The organism is Amycolatopsis sp. NPDC059021 (assembly GCF_042739895.1).
Taxonomy (GTDB): domain Bacteria; phylum Actinomycetota; class Actinomycetes; order Mycobacteriales; family Pseudonocardiaceae; genus Amycolatopsis.
The window spans coordinates 100,631-118,848 of the sequence record NZ_JBHYIQ010000013.1 but is presented as its reverse complement, the minus strand read 5'-3'; the positions used below and the strand labels follow the sequence as shown (position 1 = coordinate 118,848).

Sequence of the window (18,218 nt, the reverse complement as noted above, 5' to 3'; positions counted from 1 at the left end):
CGGCTCAGCTCCTATTCCCGTCGAGCGCGTCCAGTTGCGCGCCGACCCTGTGCTGCTCGGGCACCCCGAGTTTGCCGAACAGCGTGAAGGCCTGTTCCCAGTGTCGCTTGGCTTCGGCGAGATCGCCGCGGTCGTGGTGAGTGTGCGCGAGGCCGTTGTAGGCGTGGGCTTCCTCGTAGCGGTTCGCGGTCTCCTCGGCGACGGTCAACGCCTCCGAGTACGCCGCGAACGCGTGGTCGTGCTCGCCCCGCCGCCGGCGAATCTCGGCAAGAGTGCGCAGGGCCCGGTTTTCGATGTTGCGGTTTCGGGTCGCCTTCGCCAATTCGAGCGCCCGCAGGCATTTCGTGAGGGCTTCGCCGTGGTCGCCCCGCAGAGCTTCGACCTCGGCGAGCCCGCGCAAGGAATAGCCTTCGATGGTGGCGTTCCCGATGGAACGAGCCACCGCGATCGCCTGCTGATACGCGTCAGCGGATTCGGCGTGCCGGCCCATGTGGTGGTACACCTCGCCGAGTCCCCGCAGCGCGTAGCCCTCGAGCACCTGGTCGTCGGTGTCCTTGCCCGCCTCGAGCGTCCGCCAGAGCACGGTGCGCGCCTCCTCCAGCGAGCCCAGCCGGGTGCAGACCAGGCCGAGTGCGTGCAGGGCACGTCCTTCGACCCGGCGGTCGCGGAGGTCGACGGCGAGGCGCACGCCCTCGTTGCAGTCGGCGAGCGCGTCCTGGTACCGCCCGAGCCACCAGTTGATGTACCCGCGGCTGGCGAGCGAGTCCGCCTGGTAGCCGAGATCGCCCGCCTTGCGTGCCGCGGCGAGACCTTGCGTGTGCAGGGTCAGCGCGTCGTTGTGGTTGCCGATGATGTGGAAGAACCGCCACAACGTCGCGGACAGGTGGAAAGTGTGCGACGGCCAGCCGTGGACGGCGGCGTGTTCGGCGACCGAAAGCAGATTCGCGCGTTCGGCCTTCAGCCAGCTGAGCGCGCGATCGTAGGTGAAGAGAGTGGTGTCCTGGGAGACCGGCGGTGTCAGGCGCGGCCGATGCGCCCGTTCGGTGGGCGCCACGACGTCCATGGCCGTCGCGGCGGTGCGCAGGTAGTGGTCGAACAGCCGGGTCAGGGCCGCGCGCCGGTCGGTTTCGCCGTCGGTGTCCGCCGCCAGCCGCGCCGCGTAGGTACGCAGCAGGTCGTGGAACCGGTACCGGCCGGGGCCCGGCTGCTCCAGCAGATGCGCGTCGACGAGATCCTCGAGGATGTCTTCGCTGGCCATCGGACGTTGCTCGGTCAGCGCGCCCGCGGCGGCCGGATCGATGTCCGCGCCCGGAGTCAATCCCAGCGCCCGGAAGAAGCCCTGGTGATCGGGCTTGAGCTGGGCGTACGACAGCTTGAAGGCCGTCGCGACACTGCGGTTGTCGGTCCGCAGTTCGGTGAGCCGGTGGCGTTGGTCGCGCAGCCGGGAAGCGAGGTGTTCGACTGTCCACGATGGACGGTGACGGAGCCGCGCGGCGGCGATCCGCAACGCGAGGGGAAGGAAGCCGCAGAGCTGGAGTACGTCGTCGGTCGCCGCCGGTTCGGCCAGCGGCCGGTCGTCGCCGACGACCCGCAGGAACAGCTCCCGCGCGTCCGCGGCGGGCAGGATGTCGACGGTGATCGGATCCGCGTCCAGGTCGGTGAGACGCCGTCGGCTGGTGACGATGGTCAGGCACTCCGGCGCGCCCGGCAGCAGGGGACGCAGTTGGGCGGCGTCCAGCGCGTTGTCCAGCACGATCAGCGCGCGCCGTTTCGCCAGCTGCGCCCGCCACAACGCGGCCCGGTCCTCCAGCTCGATCGGGATGCGTTCGTTCGCGACGCCCAAGGCGCGCAGCAGCTTTTCGAGCGCGGCGGACGGCGTGAGCGGTTGCTGTCCGGGCGTGTGGGCGTGCAGGTCGATGAACAGCTGCGCGTCCGGGAAACACTCGATGAGCCGGTGGGCGGCGTGCACGGCCAGGGTGGTCTTCCCGACGCCTGCCATTCCGTCGAGCGCGGAGATCACCATGGTGGTGCCCGTCCGGGCCCCGGCCGCATCGAGGATCCTGCCGAGTTCGGTGCCCCGTCCGGTGAAGTGGCTGGCGTCCCGTGGCAGATCGCACCGCGGTACCCAGCTCTCCGGGGCCGCGAGGGCCGGATCGTCGGCCAGGATCCGGGCGCGAAGACGGCGGAGGCCGGGGCCCGGCTCGACGCCGAGTTCCTCGCGCAACGCGCCTTGCGCGCGTTCGTACGCGAGGATCGCCTGCGCCGGCGCGCCCGCTCTGTGCAGCGCGAGCATCAGCTGCTCGGTGAGCCGTTCCCGGAGAGGGTTCTCGTTCGCCCATTCGGCCAGCTCCCCGGTGAGCCCGCGGTGCCTGCCCAACCCGAGCTCCAGCTCAACGCAGTGCTCGAACGCCGCGAGCCGCTGTTCGCCCAAGCCCGCGAGCTGGGGTTCCAGCGCGGGGCAGCCGAGGCCCGCGAGCGCGGGACCCCGCCACAGCTCGAGAGCGCGCCGGAATCCGGCCACCGCGTCCGCGGGCCGGGATTCCGAGGCGTCCTTTCGCGCTCGTTCGACCGTTTGCTGGAATACCACGGCGTCCAAATGCTCACCGGCGTCCAGGCGATAGCCCGACAACGCCGAAACGATCGTCGTATCGTCGAACGGCAGTGCCCGCCGCAAATCCGAAACCGCGTTGCGCACCTGTTTTTCGGCGGTCGCGGGAGGATCGTTCTCCCACACCGCGTTCACCAGTTCGTCGAGCGGAACCGCGCGGCCATACCCCAGCAACAAGGCGGCGAGCACTTTGTGCTGTTTCGGCCCGCCCAACGGCAGTACCCGTTCCCCATCACGCACTTCAAGTGGGCCAAGGACCCCGAATCTCACGCACCCTCCCCCGCGTTTCCGCCGGTAGCGACGTTATCACGCACAACGAGGCGTCTTCGAGGACGAAATGAGGACGGCGTAGGCCACACTGCGCTCGCAGTGTCCGCGGGGAGGGATTCCCGCGGCCTGGGGGAAGCCTGTCGCCGGACCGCCTCGCAGGGAGGGAGAGGTACGGTCCGGCGGCGGTTTCACGCTACGTGGTCAACGCCGTGGGGCGCGCAGGGCGGCGGGACAGGGGAACGACGACTTCGGGCGGCGCGGTCTGGAGGCGGGCCAGGACGCCGGCGAGCTGATCCGCCGTGGCGTGCCAGGTCGGCAGGGAGCAACCGCGCGAGAGAGCGTCCGTGCGGAGGGACCGGCGGAGCTCGGGATCCAGCGCCCAGCGGTGAAGCGCCATGGCGAGCGCGGCGACGTCGTCGGCCGGGATCAGCAGCCCGGGGAAGTCCGCGACATCGGCCGCGGGCGAGGTGTCGGTGGCCAGGATGGGGATGCCGCGGGCCAGGGCATCGGTGACGACAGTCGCCTGCATGGGCAGGACGACGAGGTCGGCGGCGTCGTAGACGGCCGCGAGATCGGGCGGGGAGAGCAGCCGGGAGCGGTGGTCGAGAGAACGCCGGAGCGCGGACACGAACGCCGGGTCGTCCCCGGCAGAGCCGACGAAGTCGCAGGTCAGCAACACGTCACGCACCGAAGCGAGAGCCCGCGCCAGCACGTCCTGACCATGACCCGGCACCAGCGGCGACACGCACACCAGATGCGACACGCCGTCGGTGCCGACGGCGAGTGGCGCGCGATCGGTGCCGGGCCGGGCGACGTGGACGCGCGCGGGGTCGAGGTCGTGACGGTCGATCAGCCGCCGTGCCAGACCGGGGCTGGTGGCCACCACGGTGCTGACCATGCGCAGGGTTTCCCGTTCGGACGCGTCGAGTTCCAGCGCCCGCGAGTGGTCCGGACCAGCGCTGTCGGCCAGCGGCGAGTGCACCAGGACGGCGAGCCGCAGACGGCGGGAATGCGGGACGACGACCTCGGGGACGGCGCTGGCGACCTGGCCGTCGAGCAGCACCACCGTGCCATCGGGCAGGGCGGACAACGAACGGGACAACCGGGTCGCCGAGGCCATCGGCAGTTCCAGCACCGGAAGGCCCGCGGCGGGCAGGTACTGGCACAGGCGCTGGTTGTAGCGGCCGGAGTCACCCGCGAGGGCGGGCAGCACGAAGGCCACCGGGTCCGGCGGCCTTCCGGCCGGTACATAGGTGACCACGGTGCCTCCTCCTGCGTCGCCGGCAAGGCGCCGCCACTGGGGGATACGGCTCGGCGGGCCCGCCGGTTCAACGATGGTGAGGAATCAGCCCTGGGAGTCCAGCATCCACGTCCCATCCTTTTGAACGAGCGTGAGCGTGTCGCGTTCCTGTGTGTTCCCGCCCGACTTGTAGACGTAGCTGACATCCACAGTCACGGTCGAGCCGTTCTCCGTGATGTTGGACGCGGTGACGGATTGGAACTGACTCCACCACTGTGCGTACGCGGAGAAGGTTTTACTTCGCGCGTCCTTGAACTTCTGAGTCAGCCGCGCATACCCGGCTTCGAGGTTCCCCGGCAGCAGCCCGTAGTAGGCCGCGACCGCCTGAGCCGGGGTTTCCGCAGGTGGCGGCGCAGAAGAGGATGACGACGACGTCGATGGCGGCGGCGTGGAGGACGAAGCTGTCGCGGGCGGCGGGGCCGCGGAAGGCGTCGTGGACGGGGTGGCCGACGCCGGGGTGCTGAGCGGCGGCGCGGCGGTTTCCGGGCCCGACTTGTGCCGCGTCACGAGGATCACGACGATGACGGCGGCGATGAGCAGCAACGCTCCGGCGCCGACGGCGATCAGCCCGCGCCGGTTTCGCGACGCGGGCGCCGCGGCGGCGGCCGAAGCGGCAGCCGCGGGCACGGTGGGTTCGGCAGGCAGGGGAGGACCGGCGGGCAGGGTGGCCGCGGAGACCGCGACCAACGCTCTCAGCTCGCGCTCCACCTCGCTCATCGACGGCCGCTCCGCGGGATCGGTCGCCAGCATCCGCAGCAGCAGCGGGGTGAGCCGTTCCGTCTTCGCGGGCGGCACGATGTCGCCGCTGGACGCGCGGTAGAGCAGCGCGATCTGGTTGTCCGACTCGCCGTACGGCGGGGTGCCCTCGACGGCCGCGTAGAGCGTGGCGCCGAACGAGAAGACGTCGGAGGCGAAGCTCGCGTCCTCGCCCCGCGCGACCTCGGGCGAGAGGAACGCCGGCGTGCCGAGGATGTCCCCGGTGGCGGTGAGCTTGACGTCCCCGGCCGCGCGCGAGATGCCGAAGTCGCTGATCTTGGCGGTGCCGTCGGGGCCGACCAGGATGTTGCCCGGCTTCACGTCACGGTGCACGATCCCGACCCGGTGCGCCGCCGCCAGCGCCGAGCTGACCTGCGCGCCGACGTTGACGGCGTCGTCCACCGACAGCGGCCCGTCCTCGAGCTTCTGCGCGAGGCTGGTCGAGGTGAGATGTTCCATGATCAGCCAGGGCCGATCTTCCTCGTCGAGGACGGCGAACACCGTGATGGCGTGCGGGTGCGTCAGGCGCGCGGCGATCCGCGCCTCCCGCATGGCCCGCTGCTTCGCCTCGTCGGTGCGCTTCTCGTCGTGGTCGTCGGGGAGCACCAGCTCCTTGATCGCGACGGTCCGGCCGAGCGTCTCGTCCTTCGCCCGCCAGACGGTGCCCATGGCTCCGCCACCGATCGGTTCGAGCAACCGGTACCGATCACCGATCCGGCGAGCTTCCACGAACATCCACCATCCTGGCCAAAGATCGAGCGTGACCGACCCAGCATGCCAGGACACGCACCGCGACGATCAGGGCGACGGACCGCTAAGGCCACCGGTCCGCCCCGTCTTGCGAGTCGACTGATCTGTCAGTCAGTTCCTGGCCGCAAGATCGTTGTCTCTCAACGAACTCAGTGGTCAGCGACGTCCTAGCAGTTCATTCCTTGCGATTATCGCAATGCCAGGTTACCGTCTCCCGGCATGGACGAGACGGACGAGTTGCGGGCGAGGGTTCGCGAGCTGGTCAGGTCCATGCCGGGAGCCCAGCGGGAGTTCGCCGCCGCCATCGGGCTCGACGAGACGAAACTGTCCAAGGCGCTGACCGGCACCCGCCGGTTCTCGCCCCACGAACTGGTCCGCGTCGCCGAATACTGCGGCGTCACGGTCAACTGGCTGCTCAACGGCAGCGACGACGCGAAGACCGTCACCGCGGTCCCCTCGCCCGCCGCCGGCTCCGCGAGCGACCCCGAACACCTCACCCAGTCCGAGCCCCGCCGCCGCATCCTCGAAACCGCCTGGCAGCTGATCGCCGAACGCGGCTACCACCGCGTCCGGATCGCCGACATCGCCAAGGCCTGCGGCACCAGCACCGCCACCATCCACTACCACTTCCCCAGCAAGACCGAGGTCCTCAACGAGGCGCTCCGGCGCAACGTCAAGCTCGCCTTCGACCGCCAGGTCGCCGAGCTGCACACCATCGACGACGCCCACGAGCGGCTCCTGCGGCTCGTCGAACTGCAACTGCCCGCCGACGGCGTCCTGCGCGCCGAATGGTCGGTGTGGCTGCAGGTGTGGAACGAGGTCTCGCTCGACCCCACACTCCGTTCCCTCTACACCGATTCCTACGACCGCTGGCTCCGGACGATCGCGATGACCATCCGGACCGGCCAGGAGCAGGGCGTGTTCCGCGACGTCGACCCGGACGACGCCACGACCCGGCTCACCGCCCTGATCGACGGCCTCGGCATCCAGGTGCTGACCGGACGCCCCGGCAGCTCCGTCGCCACCATGCGCCGTCATCTCAACGACTTCATCGCCGCCACGATCGTCGGAGGAGCTTGACCGTGAATCACGAGGTGATCGTCACCTGCGCGCTGACCGGCGCGGGAGACACCGTCGGCCGGAGCCCGCACGTCCCGGTCACCCCCGCGCAGATCGCCGCGAGCGCCGTCGAAGCGGCCAACGCCGGTGCCGCGGTGGTGCACATCCACGTCCGTAACATCGACACCGGGGCTCCCTCGCGCGACGTCGCGCTGTACCGGGAAGCGGTGCGGCTGGTCAAAGAGTCCGATGTGGACGTCGTGGTCAACCTGACCGCGGGCATGGGCGGCGACCTGGTCATCGACCAGGAGGACCCGCTCAAGCCGATCGACGGCACCGACCTGGTCAACGCTCTTGATCGCCTGCCGCACGTCGAGGAACTGCTGCCGGACATCTGCACGCTCGACTGCGGATCGCTCAACTTCGGCGAGGGCAGCCAGCTGTATGTGTCCACTCCGGACATGCTCCGCACCGGGGCGAAACGCATCCAGGAACTCGGCGTGAAACCCGAGCTGGAGATCTTCGACACCGGGCATCTGTGGTTCGCGTCCAAAATGGTCGAAGAGGGCCTGATCGACGCCCCGCCGTTGTTCCAGTTGTGCATGGGAATCCCGTACGGCGCTCCCGCCGACCCCGGCCTGCTGCAGGCGATGGTACGGATGCTCCCGGACGGCGCGCAGTGGGCGTCGTTCGCGATCGGCCGCGACCAGATGCCGTGGGTCGCGCAATCGGTCCTGCTCGGCGGGCACGTCCGCGTCGGGCTGGAGGACAACCTGTACCTCGCCAAGGGAGTCAAGGCGACCAACGGGCAGCTCGTCGAACGTGCCGTCGGGATCGTGCAGGACCTCGGCGCGACCGTCGTGAGCCCCGCGCGGGCCAGGGAAATCCTCGGACTCAAGGAGCGCGCCCGTGTCTGATATGTCTACTGTGGACACCGTCGCGTGCGTCGGCGCCGGGGTCATCGGCGGCGGCTGGGTCGCGCACTTCCTCGCCCGGGGATTCCGGGTCCGCGCCTGGGATCCGGCACCGGACGCGGCGGCCAAGCTCACCCGGCTGGTCGACGCCGCCTGGCCCGCCCTCACCCAGCTCGGCCTCGCCGACGGCGCGAGCCGCGACAACCTCACGGTGACACCCACCCTGGCCGAAGCCGTCGACGGAGCGGGCTTCGTCCAGGAGAGCGCGCCGGAAGACCTTGCGCTCAAACAGAAACTCCTCGCCGACATCGACGCCGTGACCCCGGCCGGCGTCGTCATCGCCTCCTCGACCTCGGGCTACGGGATGACGGAAATGCAGGTCGCCGCCGCGACACCGGAACGCCTGGTGGTCGGGCATCCGTTCAACCCGCCCTATCTCATCCCGCTCGTCGAGGTCGTGGGTGGGTCGCTGACAGCTTCCTGGGCCGTCGAATGGGCGGCCGAGTTCTACCGCCGGGTCGGGAAAACCGTGATCACCATGGACCGCGAGGTGCCGGGGTTCATCGCCAACCGCCTCCAGGAGGCGCTGTGGCGCGAGGCGCTGCACATGGTCGCGAACGGCGAGGCGACGGTCGAGCAGATCGACACCGCCATCACCGACGGCCCCGGCCTCCGCTGGCCCGCGCAAGGCCCGTGCCTCACCTTCCACCTCGCAGGCGGCGAAGGCGGAATGGCGCATATGCTCGACCACTTCGGGCCGTCGCTCAAATCGCCATGGACCCGCCTCGACGCTCCCGAGCTGACGCCCGAGCTACGGGATGCCATGGTCGACGGCTGTCTCGACGAAGCCGATGGACGGTCGATCGCGGATCTCGTCGCCGAGCGCGACCGCGCGATCATCGCCGTCCAGCGCGCCGTCAAGGAGAGCCGCGATGGCTGAACTGTCCTATCGCGACACTGTCCGTCCGGAATGGATCGACTACAACGGACACCTGTCCGAGCCGTACTACGTGCTGGTGTTCGGCGATGCGACCACGAACCTGATGGACGTCGTCGGGCTCGACGAGGAATACCGCACCGAGACGGGTGCCTCTCTGTACACAGTGGAAGCACACATCCGCTACCTCGCCGAGGTCGGGCCGGAGTCCGAATTGGACGTCACCACGTCAGTCCTCGACATTGGGGCCCGCAAGACGCGGATCTGTCACGAGATGCGGGTCGGCGGTGACCTCGTCGCCACCGAGGAGCTCCTCGCCGTGCACGTCACCGGAAGCAGAGCCTCGCCGTTCCCCGACCCGGTCGTCGAACGACTCGAGCAGTACCGCGCTACGAAGGTCCCGGACTACGCGGGGCGCGCCATCGCCTGATCCCGAACACTCCGCCCCCGCCACCGGAAGTCCCCACCATGGAAGAGCGATGTAGGCCGAATCCCCTGTCCCGGCGCCGGTTTCTGTCCGCCACCCTCGGCGGAGCCGCGCTCGGCGGCGCCGCGCTCCTGATGGCCGGCTGCGGCACCACGTTCGCCGCGCCGGCCCCCACCGGACCGCCCCGCCGGGGTGGCACGCTGCGCGTCGGTGTCACCGGCGGCGGTGCCGCCGACAGCCTCGATCCGCACAGCCCGGCGACCAACCCGGACATCGCGCGGGTCATCAACCTCTACGACCCGCTGCTGATCCGCGACCACGATTACCGGCTCCAGCCAGTGGTCGCCGAGTCCGTCACCACGTCGGCGGACGGGCGGACGTGGACGGCAGTACTCCGCGACGGCGTCCGCTTCCACGACGGCCGCCCGGTCACGCCGGCGGACGTCGTCGCGACGTTCAAACGGATCACCGACCCGAAGGCGCCGAAGAGCGGCGCGACGTCGTTGTCGATGCTCGCCGAAGTGGTCCCGACTAGCGACAGGACCGTCGAATTCCGCCTCAGCGCCCCGAACGCAGGTTTCGACGACCTGCTCGGGCAGTACTCGCTCGGGATCGTCCCGGCGGATTTCGATCCGAAGAAACCGATCGGCACGGGCCCGTTCAAAATGGCCCAGTTCACTCCCGGCCTGCAGAGCACCTTCGCCCGCAACGAACACTACTGGCGCCCGGGTGAGCCCTACGTGGACGAACTGGTGCTCATCAACTTCACCGACGACGACGCACGGATCAACGCGTTGCTTTCGTCCCAAGTGGACGCGATCGATCAGGTACCGGTAGCACTCGTCGACGTCCTGCGCAGCGATCCGCGTATCCGTGTGCTCACCGCGGAAACCGGCAGCTGGCTCCCGTTCACCATGCGGGTCGACCGGCCGCCGTTCGACGACGTCCGCGTACGCCAGGCGCTGCGTCTCGTGGTCGACCGCGAACAGATGATCAACCAGGTCCTCAGTGGACAGGGGAAGCTTGGCAACGACCTCTACGCGCCGTTCGATCCGTCCTACGCCACTGAACTTCCCCAGCGCAAGCAGGACATCGAGGCCGCGCGGAGGCTGCTCGCCGAGGCCGGGCACCAGAGTCTCGACATCGAACTCGTCACCGCGCCGATCCAGGCCGGCGCGGTCGAGGCCGCACAGGTCTTCCAGCAACAGGCGAAACAGGCCGGGATCACCGTCCGGATCCGCAAACTCGACACCACCACGTTCTACGGCGACAACTATCTGTCCTGGGATTTCGCACAGGACTTCTGGTACACGCGAAACTACCTTCCCCAGGTCGCCAACGGCTCACTCCCGAAATCACCGTACAACGAAACGCACTGGCACGATCCCGAATTCGCCGAGTTGATCGCCCAAGCGAGCAGGACCATGGACACCGCGGAAAGAACGAGGCTGCTCAAACAGGCACAGAAGATCGAATACGAACGCGGCGGCCTGATCGTGTGGGCCTTCGAAAACCGCGTCGACGCGCACCAGTTCTACGTCTCCGGCATCACCCCGGACCGGACCGGGATTTCGCTGGGTGGCTATCAGTTCCGGCAGGCCTGGATCGGGAAGGAAACAGCGTGAGCAAGCTGATCCTCCGCAGGCTCCTGGTGAGCCTCGTCGTGTTGTGGCTCGTCTCGCTGCTGGTGTTCGTCGCGACCCTGCTGCTGCCCGGCGACCCCGCCCGCGCGATTCTCGGCCAGCAGGCCACCCCCGACCGGATCGCCGCTCTGCGTCATCAACTGCATCTCGACGATCCGGTCTGGAAGCGCTATCTCGATTGGCTCGGTGGCCTTTTCACCGGCGACCTCGGCACCTCGACGTCCACGCAAGGCCCGGTGACCGCGCTGCTCGGTGACCGGATTTCGGCCACGCTGGTGCTGCTGGTGCTCGCGGCGGTATTGGCCGTCCCGATCGGGCTCGCGCTCGGCACCTGGAGTTCGGTTCGCCGCGGCCGCGCGACCGACCAGGCGATCTCCGGGATCAGCCTGGTGATCGCCGCGCTACCGGAGTTCGTCATCGGCGTCGCGCTGATCCTGTTGTTCTCCACCACGGTGTTCAAGCTCTTCCCGTCCGTCACCCTCGCAACACCCGGCGAGGCGGTCTGGCGGCATCCGGAGCAACTCGTCCTGCCGGTGGCGACGCTCGTGCTCGTGGTGACGCCGTACATCACGCGCATGATGCGCGCGGCGATGAACGAAGTCCTCGACAGTGGTTACGTCGAGATGGCGCGGCTCAAGGGAGTCCCGGAACGGATCGTGCTGCTGCGGCACGCCCTCCCCCACGCCATCGGCCCGGTCGCCCAGGTCGTCGCGATCCAGCTGGCCTGGCTCGCCGGTGGCGTCGTCGTGGTCGAATTCCTCTTCCGCTATCCGGGAATCGGCCAGGCACTGATCGACGCGGTGGCCAAACGGGACGTCGCGGTCGTGCAGGCGGTCACCCTGCTCATCGCCGCGGTGTACATCGTGGTGAACCTGCTCGCCGACGTCGTCGGCATCCTCGCCAATCCCAAGCTGCGCACGGAGGCAGGCCGATGACCGCCGTCGAGATCCCCCGCGCCGTCACCGAAGAGGATCCGCCGACGCGGCCAGCGGGCCTGTTCCGGACGGCGTGGACGTTTCCCCAGGCCAAGGTCGGCGCGGCCCTGACCACGCTGGTGGTGCTCGTCGCCGTGCTCGGGCCGTGGCTGGGCCCGCTCGTCACCGGGCACGATCCGACCGAGTTCGCGGGCAAGCCGTTCAAGCCTGTCGGGATCGCCGGGACGGACGGGCTCGGCCGCGACGTCCTCAGCCGGTTCCTCGCCGGGGGCACCACGTTGCTGCTCTACGCCGTGCTGGCGACCGCGCTCGGGATCGTGCTGGGCGCGCTGCTCGGCATGGTCGCGGGTTACCGCGGCGGGCTGCTCGACAGCCTGCTCATGCGCGGCAACGACGTCCTGCTGTCGTTCCCGCAGCTGGTCATCGCGCTGCTCGCGATCGCGGTGATCGGGCCGAAGGGCTGGCTCCTGGTGCTGATCATCGGCCTGACCCACGCGCCGCGCACCGCGCGGGTCGCCCGGCAGGCCACCGTCGCCGTGCGGGGCCACGACTACATCCGCGCGGCCGAGATGTACGCGGTGCCGCGTGGGCGGATCCTGCTGCGCGAGATCCTGCCGAACATCACCGGCCCGCTGATGGTGGAGATCGGGCTGCGGCTGACGTATTCGATCGGATACATCGCGTCGCTGTCGTTCCTCGGCCTCGGGATCCAGCCACCGACGGCGGACTGGGGCCTGATGATCAACGAGAACCGCATCGCGCTGATCGTCCAGCCCTGGGGCGTGGTCCTGCCGGTGCTGGCGATCGCGCTGCTCGCCGTCGGCACCAACCTGCTCGCCGATTCGCTCGCCTCGGCCGCGGCCGGACGCACCCGGGAGACCCGCTCATGACCAAAGCTGCTGAAGGGGACTTTCCTCGCATCGCATCGGACGAAAGCGCCCTTCGTCGCGTGGCATCGGACGAAAGTCCCCTTCAGCTCACGCTGGAGGTGATCGGCCTCTCGGTGAAAACCCATAGCGGACAAGGAATTCTCGACGACGTCTCGTACGCGATCGCGGCCGGCGAGGTGCTGGCGCTGGTCGGCGAATCCGGATCGGGCAAGACGACGGCGGGACTCGCCGCGCTCGGCCACTTCCGGCGCGGACTCGTATCCGCCGGCGGCAAGGTCCTGCTCCGCCATCGCGACAGCGAGCCCGTCGACGTCCTCGCGGCGACACCCCAGGAACAGCGGAAACTCCGCGGCAGCGCGGTCGCCTACATCCCACAGGATCCCGCGCTGTCGCTCAACCCCGCGCTGCGCGTCGGCACGCAGATCGCCGAAGTCCTCGAGACCCACGGGTTCCCGGGCTCGATCGACGACCGCGTCGGCGAGGTGCTCACCGAGGTCGGGCTCCCCTCCGACCCGAACTACCGCCGCCGGTATCCGCATCAGCTCTCCGGCGGGCAGCAACAGCGCGTCGGCATCGCGATGGCGTTCGCCTGCCGCCCCAGCGTCGTCGTGCTGGACGAGCCGACCACCGGCCTCGACGTGATGACGCAGACGCTCGTGCTCACGACCGTCCGGGAACTCACCGCCCAGCACGGCGTCGCAGCGCTCTACATCACCCACGACCTCGCCGTGGTCGCCGAAATCGCCGACCGCGTCGCGGTGATGTACCGCGGCGACCTCGTCGAAACCGGCCCGGCGGAGCAGATCCTGCGCCGCCCGGAACACTCCTACACCCAGCGGCTGATCGACGCCGTCCCCGATCTGGACGCGCCGGGCGGCGACGTGACACCCGCAGGAAAGGCGGTGCTCTCCACGAAGGGGGTGACCGTCTCTTATGGACAACACCGGGTACTGCGCGGCGTCGACATCTCGGTGTCTCGCGGCGAATGCCTGATGCTTCTCGGCGAATCGGGATCGGGGAAAACCACGCTGTCCCAATGCATCGCCGGGCTGACACCCCGCTTCACCGGCACGGTGTCCCTGGACGGCGTCACCCTCGCCGACTCGACGCGGCAACGCAGCGACGACGAGCGCCGCCGCATCCAGTACGTGTTCCAGAGCCCGTTCTCCTCGCTCAACCCGCGACGCAGCGTCGCCAAGTCGATCGAAGTCCCGCTGACCCGGCTGACGGCGTTGTCCCGAGCGCAACGCCGCGAACGTGTCGCCGAGATGCTGGACCGGGTCCGGCTCGGCCGCGCGATCGCGAACCGGCTACCGGAACAGCTCAGCGGCGGCGAACGTCAGCGCGCGGCCATCGCGCGGGCCTTGGTGACCACGCCTGACGTGCTGGTGTGCGACGAGGTGACCTCGGCGCTCGACGTGTCCGTGCAGGCCACGATCGTCGAACTGCTGGGAGAACTGCGGCGGGAACTCGGGATGGCGATGCTGTTCGTGACCCACAACATCGCACTGGCGCGCGAGGTCGCCGACCGGATCGCGGTGCTCCGCGGCGGCGAGATCGTCGAGCTGGGCGACGTCGACACGGTACTGACCCGGCCGTCACACCCGTACACCCGTGAACTCCTGACGAACACCCCGCGGCTGTGAACCCCGTGCACGGCGAGATCCGCCCAGGCTTCGAGACGGTACGGGAGGCGTTCGGCGACGTCCTGGCCGGGACGTCGGGCGGAGCGGCGTTCAGCGTGGTCCGCGACGGCGAAGTGCTCGCCGAACTGTGGGGCGGTTCGGCGCGCCCCGGCGTGGCGTGGACGCGGGACACGCTCGTGGTGTTGTTCTCCGGCACCAAGGGCGTCGTGGCCACCGTGGCCGCGATGCTCACCGCGCGCGGGCTGCTCGATCCGGACGAGCGGGTCGCGACGTACTGGCCCGAGTTCGCGCAGAACGGCAAGGACGACGTCCGCGTCTCGCACATGCTCTCGCACACCGTCGGGCTCCCCTACGTCGAGGCGGACCTGCCGACGCTCGACAACGCGGGTAACGCCAACGCACTCGCCCAGCAACGTCCTTTGTGGACTCCCGGTACCCGGGTGGCCTATCACGCGCTGACCTACGGCTATCTCACCACCGAGCTGATCCGCCGGGTCACCGGCCGGAACGTCGGCGCGCTCATCCCCGAGCTGCTTGGCGACATCGACGTCCACCTCGGCACGCCGGAGTCCGATGACCACCGGCTGGCGGTCGTCACCAGGGCACCCGGCTACCGGATCAGCACGTTCCTGCACGACCCGGCCCGCCGCGCGATCGTGGAACGGATGTACCGGGGCCTGCTCGACTCCGGGGAATCCTTCAACACACCGGAATACCGGCGCGCGGAGCTGGCCGCGGGCGGCGCGACCGGGACGGCGGCCGCGATGGCGCGGCTGTACGACCGGATCGGCTCCGGCCTGGTCCCCGCACCGGTATTGGCCGAGGCGACGCGGACGTGGTCGGAGGGCTTGGACGCGGTCAACGACCGGCCGGTGCGGTTCGGCCTCGGCTACGAACTGGCAGATCCGATCGGGACGTACGGACCGGCCGACGTCGCGTTCGGCCACTCCGGTGCGGGCGGCGGCCGCCACGGTGCCTGGCCCGCCGACGGGATCGGCTTTTCCTTCACCACCAACGAACTCCGGGCCGAGGACGTCGATGAACGCGCGTCCACGCTGCTCGCCGCGCTCAAGACCTGTCTGTGAAACATCCGGTCCGGACAAGGTGGAGACAACGACGTATTTCTGTCCTATCGTTACGCGCGTGTCAGAACCGACCCGCGCCGAGGTCAGGGAACTGCTCAGCGGCCTGGCCGAAGGAACCGTGACCCCCGTCGAAGCCGCCAAACGCGCTGCTCCCTGGCTCACCGAGGAAGCCGGAGACGTGCAGGACGAGGTGGTGTGGGACACCATCGACGCGCTGAGCGCCGCCGACTCCGCCACCCCTGATCAGGGATTTCTGTACGGGCCGGAGGATTTCCGGGCCTGGCTGGCCGAATTCGACACACGAGTGGCCGGCCAGTAGGTCCTTCCACGGCCGGACGGCCCGGTGGTCGAGCGCCCCAGTTGGGTGCGTTGGGTGCAACGGGGGCGTCCCTGGGTGCGGTGGATGCACCGAGGGCGTCCCTCGGACTTCCCGCCTGAGCCGCCGGCATCGCCCGACGTCGCGAACGCTCCGTTGCCGACGATGAACGTCCCGAACGGAGCGTTCGCGACGCCGTCGCGGTGCCCGCCACCGGCGTCCGCGCAGACGGGTGGTGTCGCGGCAGGTCAGGAGTTTCGGCTCAGCGTGGCCATGATCTCCGCGCGCACCCCGGGGCTGAGCGCGATGGTCGCCGTGGAATCCGCCGAGTGTTCGGTACCGTCCTCGTCGAGCACCACACCCCCGGCTTCCCGGACCAGCAGTACACCCGCCATCGTGTCCCACGGGTGATTGGACAGGTTGATGGTGCCGTCGAGCTTGCCGTGCGCCACCCACGCCAGATCGATCGCCGAGGTGCCGATCATGCGGATCCGCTGCGCGCGGGCGCCGAGGTCACGCAGCAGGCCGAGCCGCACCCGGTTACGGTCGCTCTCGTGCGCCTCGAGCGCGAAGTCACCGAGTGAGATCACCGCGTCGGCGATGTCCGTGACCTCGGAGCAGCGCAGCCGTTGCTCCCCGGCCCAGGCACCGTGACCGTCCACTGCGGAGTATTCGACGCCGAGGAAGGGCGCCGAAATCGTGGCGACCACGCTGCGGGAGCCGTCGACGAGGGCGAGCGACACGGCGCAGAGCGGGATGCCGCGGGCGAAGTTGGCGGTGCCGTCGACCGGGTCGAGCGTCCACCACAGCCCGCCGGCGGCCCGGCCGCCTCGTTCCTCGCCCACGACCGGGATCTCCGGGGTTTCCCTGCCGAGCAGGTCACGCACCGCGTCCTCGACGGCGAGGTCGACGTCGGTGACCATGTCCCGATCTCCCTTGGCGGCCACCGAAAAAGAGCCACGCGAGCGCACGATCTCCCGGGCGGTGGACATCGCGGCACGGGCGATCGGCAGCAACTGCGCGTAGTCGTTCATCGGCGCTCACGGTAGCCGCCGACCCCGTCGCCGATCAATAATCGAGACTGCCGACGACGAGAGGCGAGCTCATGACCACGCACTTCCTCCCGCGGAGCACCACGATCGACGAACGGGATCGTGGCGCGACGGTCGCCGTGCTCCCGGTCGGCAGCTTCGAGCAACACGGCGAATTCCTGCCGCTGGCCACCGACACCGCGATCGCCGTGACGATCACGCAGGCCATCGCCGACGTCTATCCCGTGCTCCAGCTGCCGCCGATCACCATCTCGTGTTCCCACGAACACGCGACCTGGCCGGGGACGGTGAGCATCTCCGCGAAGACGCTCTACTCGGTCGTGCAGGACATCGCGGAGTCACTGCGGCGATCCGGGGTCGGCGGGCTCGTCCTGGTCAACGGGCACGGCGGCAACTACGTACTGTCCAATGTGGTCCAGGAAGCCCACGGCTCCCTCGCGCTGTTCCCGATGCTGGAGGACTGGCAGGCGGCGCGCACGGACGCCGGGCTGGCGAGTTCGATCGACGAGGACATGCACGCGGGCGAGCTGGAGACCTCGGTGTTGCTGCACGCTCATCCGGACCTGGTCCGCGCGGGCTACGCCACCGCGGACGTGGTCACCGGCGACCGCCGTCGCCTGCTCACTACCGGTCTCGCGCGGTACACCGAATCCGGCGTAGCCGGGCGCCCCTCTCTCGCATCGGCAGAGAAGGGACGTGCCGTCATCGCGAGCCTCGTGACGTCGTTCGCGGACTGTCTTTCGGTCATTCGCTGACGCATAAACGGGCAATACCAGCGCCGAGCACACCATCGACCTGCGGAAACAATCCGCAAGCATTTACCGATAACGACGTTGCCCTGCCGTGATCCAGATCACGATGGCAGCACCTAATAGCCCCCTCGAACATCTTTGCTGGTGACTTCGAAAAACGCTCCGCAAATACACAAGCACTATTCAAGGGGACTGAAATGGGTATCAACGCGAAGATCATCCGGCGCGGCGGAATGGCGATCGCCGCGGTGGCCGCGGTGGGTGCGCTGGGGGCGTGCTCGACCGGCCAGGCGGGCAACGCGGCTCCGGCTCCGCAGGGCTCCGGCGGCGTCGGCGGCGGGATCGGCGCGGCTCCGAACGGCGGCGCCCTCCAGGGCGCGGGTGCGAAGGATGCCCCGGTCGCCGACGGCACCGGCGTCGCCAACGCCGGCGGTCACCCGAACTGCGCGAACCTGAAGGTGACGCCGACGTCGCCGGATCTGGTACCCGGTACCACCACGCAGATGCGGTTCCAGCTCAAGCTGACCAACCAGGCCGGCGTGCCCTGCGTGGTGCGCGGCTTCCCGGGCGTCCGCCTCAACGGTGACGACGGCACCGGCTGGGACCTGGCCCGCACCAACGCGGCCGTCCTGCCGATCCTGCTCGGCTCCGGCGAATACGCGACCGCCGATCTCACCTACCTGACCTCCGCCCCTGTCACCGGCGATGGCTCCGGTTCCGACTCGGGCTGGCACCCCACCACCATGTCCGTCACCCCGCCCAACGGCACCAACACCCAGACCCTGCCCTGGGTCGACGGCGTGGGCCTTGCCAAGCAGGACGGCGCCACTCACCCCGGCACCTACATCGCCCCGGTCCAGCCCAGCACCGCCAAGTAG

At 69.5% G+C, this 18,218-nt stretch carries 16 protein-coding genes; 12 read left to right on the top strand and 4 right to left on the bottom strand.

Annotated elements, in window-relative coordinates:
• Positions 1 to 4: 4 nt before the first annotated feature.
• The 3 genes from ACFWX1_RS10640 to ACFWX1_RS10630 form a co-directional block, all read right to left on the bottom strand.
• Complete coding sequence (locus ACFWX1_RS10640; protein WP_378385990.1) at positions 5 to 2,848, bottom strand: BTAD domain-containing putative transcriptional regulator; 2,844 nt, start codon at positions 2,846 to 2,848, stop codon at positions 5 to 7.
• A 223-nt stretch (positions 2,849 to 3,071) separates the two neighbouring features.
• Entirely contained in the window at positions 3,072 to 4,139 is a 1,068-nt protein-coding gene (locus tag ACFWX1_RS10635; protein WP_378385988.1) for a glycosyltransferase family 4 protein, read from the bottom strand.
• An 84-nt stretch (positions 4,140 to 4,223) separates the two neighbouring features.
• Positions 4,224 to 5,669 (bottom strand): protein kinase, encoded by a 1,446-nt coding sequence (locus ACFWX1_RS10630; protein ID WP_378385986.1) that lies wholly within the window; start codon positions 5,667 to 5,669, stop codon positions 4,224 to 4,226.
• 234 nt (positions 5,670 to 5,903) lie between these two features.
• Between ACFWX1_RS10630 and ACFWX1_RS10625 the strand changes: the two genes are divergently transcribed.
• Genes ACFWX1_RS10625 through ACFWX1_RS10580 form a run of 10 tightly spaced genes read left to right on the top strand, consistent with a single transcriptional unit; the run spans position 5,904 to position 15,539 of the window.
• A complete protein-coding gene (locus tag ACFWX1_RS10625) occupies positions 5,904 to 6,764 on the top strand; it encodes a TetR family transcriptional regulator C-terminal domain-containing protein (protein WP_378385984.1) in 861 nt (286 codons plus the stop codon).
• A 2-nt stretch (positions 6,765 to 6,766) separates the two neighbouring features.
• Positions 6,767 to 7,660, top strand: a complete 894-nt coding sequence (locus tag ACFWX1_RS10620; RefSeq protein WP_378385982.1) for a 3-keto-5-aminohexanoate cleavage protein — start codon at positions 6,767 to 6,769, stop codon at positions 7,658 to 7,660.
• 1 nt (position 7,661) lies between these two features.
• Positions 7,662 to 8,597, top strand: coding sequence for a 3-hydroxyacyl-CoA dehydrogenase NAD-binding domain-containing protein (locus ACFWX1_RS10615; protein ID WP_378386036.1), 936 nt, complete (start codon positions 7,662 to 7,664; stop codon positions 8,595 to 8,597).
• Complete coding sequence (locus ACFWX1_RS10610) at positions 8,590 to 9,024, top strand: thioesterase family protein (RefSeq protein ID WP_378385980.1); 435 nt, start codon at positions 8,590 to 8,592, stop codon at positions 9,022 to 9,024. Before ACFWX1_RS10615 ends, ACFWX1_RS10610 begins: the two co-directional genes overlap by 8 nt.
• Positions 9,025 to 9,062: 38 nt before the next feature.
• Positions 9,063 to 10,646, top strand: a complete 1,584-nt coding sequence (locus ACFWX1_RS10605; RefSeq protein ID WP_378385978.1) for an ABC transporter substrate-binding protein — start codon at positions 9,063 to 9,065, stop codon at positions 10,644 to 10,646.
• Positions 10,643 to 11,599: an ABC transporter permease gene (locus ACFWX1_RS10600; RefSeq protein ID WP_378385976.1), complete on the top strand. Its 957-nt coding sequence runs from the start codon at positions 10,643 to 10,645 to the stop codon at positions 11,597 to 11,599. Before ACFWX1_RS10605 ends, ACFWX1_RS10600 begins: the two co-directional genes overlap by 4 nt.
• Positions 11,596 to 12,489, top strand: coding sequence for an ABC transporter permease (locus ACFWX1_RS10595; RefSeq protein ID WP_378385974.1), 894 nt, complete (start codon positions 11,596 to 11,598; stop codon positions 12,487 to 12,489). The genes ACFWX1_RS10600 and ACFWX1_RS10595 overlap by 4 nt, the downstream gene beginning before the upstream one ends.
• A 59-nt stretch (positions 12,490 to 12,548) precedes the next feature.
• A complete protein-coding gene (locus tag ACFWX1_RS10590; RefSeq protein ID WP_378385972.1) occupies positions 12,549 to 14,135 on the top strand; it encodes an ABC transporter ATP-binding protein in 1,587 nt (528 codons plus the stop codon).
• Positions 14,132 to 15,220, top strand: coding sequence for a serine hydrolase domain-containing protein (locus ACFWX1_RS10585; RefSeq protein WP_378385970.1), 1,089 nt, complete (start codon positions 14,132 to 14,134; stop codon positions 15,218 to 15,220). Before ACFWX1_RS10590 ends, ACFWX1_RS10585 begins: the two co-directional genes overlap by 4 nt.
• Before the next feature lie 58 nt (positions 15,221 to 15,278).
• Complete coding sequence (locus tag ACFWX1_RS10580; protein ID WP_378385968.1) at positions 15,279 to 15,539, top strand: hypothetical protein; 261 nt, start codon at positions 15,279 to 15,281, stop codon at positions 15,537 to 15,539.
• 245 nt (positions 15,540 to 15,784) lie between these two features.
• Here ACFWX1_RS10580 and ACFWX1_RS10575 read toward each other — a convergent pair whose 3' ends face one another.
• Positions 15,785 to 16,570 carry an inositol monophosphatase family protein gene (locus tag ACFWX1_RS10575; RefSeq protein ID WP_378385966.1) on the bottom strand — a complete coding sequence of 262 codons (786 nt, stop codon included), beginning with the start codon at positions 16,568 to 16,570 and terminating at the stop codon, positions 15,785 to 15,787.
• A 71-nt stretch (positions 16,571 to 16,641) separates the two neighbouring features.
• Between ACFWX1_RS10575 and ACFWX1_RS10570 the strand changes: the two genes are divergently transcribed.
• Together ACFWX1_RS10570 and ACFWX1_RS10565 are read left to right on the top strand one after the other, a co-directional pair.
• A complete protein-coding gene (locus ACFWX1_RS10570) occupies positions 16,642 to 17,343 on the top strand; it encodes a creatininase family protein (protein ID WP_378385964.1) in 702 nt (233 codons plus the stop codon).
• 194 nt (positions 17,344 to 17,537) lie between these two features.
• Positions 17,538 to 18,218: a DUF4232 domain-containing protein gene (locus ACFWX1_RS10565; protein WP_378385962.1), complete on the top strand. Its 681-nt coding sequence runs from the start codon at positions 17,538 to 17,540 to the stop codon at positions 18,216 to 18,218.